General features: G+C 70.9%; 1 protein-coding gene. It reads left to right on the plus strand.

What is annotated here, in order from left to right:
* Positions 1–300 precede the first annotated feature (300 nt).
* A partial coding sequence (locus tag AW273_RS23905) for a cellulose-binding domain-containing protein (protein WP_198168315.1) occupies positions 301–894 on the plus strand: 594 nt, incomplete at its 3' end.

Genomic DNA, 894 nt, shown 5'->3' on the forward strand with positions numbered 1-894 from the left:
GGACGCCCCGCCGGTCCGTAATTTTCGGGTCGGTGTCGTGAACGTTTCAGCACGGAATCGATCTTGTACGGTCCGGCCGAGGCGCCGTAAGAGCAGAAGAACGGGCTCGCCGAGGCAGACGGCGCGAAGGAACGCGCCAAGGGCGCGCCTTGACGCGAATCGGCCGCCTCGTATTAGCTCCGCGCACTGCGGCTTGTTAACGCTATCAGTGGCGCCCGGCCGCCCGGCTCCACCGCGAACGACAACGCCCCCACACCGGTCGCCGACGGGCGGCCGGACGAAACAACGAGGAGCATCCCCATGCGCCTGCCCTGGCGAACGCGGACCCCGTCGCCCCGATCGGCGGTGCGCCGCCGTCTCGCGATCATCGCCATCCCGACGCTGCTGACCGCGGCCGGACTGGTGGCCACCCAGCCCGCACAGGCCGCCGTCGCCTGCCGGGTCGACTACACCGTCACCTCGTCGTGGCCGGGCGGCTTCGGCGCCAACGTCACCATCAACAACCTGGGTGACGCGGTGAACGGGTGGCAACTGACCTGGACGTTCGGCTCCGGCCAGCAGATCAGCCAGATGTGGAACGCCACCCCCTCCCAGTCCGGTTCGTCGGTGACCGCCACCAATGTCGCCTACAACGGGGCCATCCCCTCCGGCGGCAGCACCGGCTTCGGCTTCAACGGCTCCTACAGCGGCGGCAATCCGTCGCCGACCTCGTTCTCCCTGAACGGCGTCGCCTGCACCGGCACCCCCGGCACGCCCACTCCCACCCCGACGCCCACGCCGACTCCGACGCCCACCCCCACGCCGACCCCCAGCCCGTCGCCGTCGCCGTCGCCGACGTGCAACCTTCCGTCGACCTACCGCTGGACCTCGACCGGCGCGCTGGCTCAGCCGCGC

It is taken from the genome of Herbidospora yilanensis (genome assembly GCF_001570565.1).
Taxonomy (GTDB): Bacteria; Actinomycetota; Actinomycetes; order Streptosporangiales; family Streptosporangiaceae; genus Herbidospora; species Herbidospora yilanensis.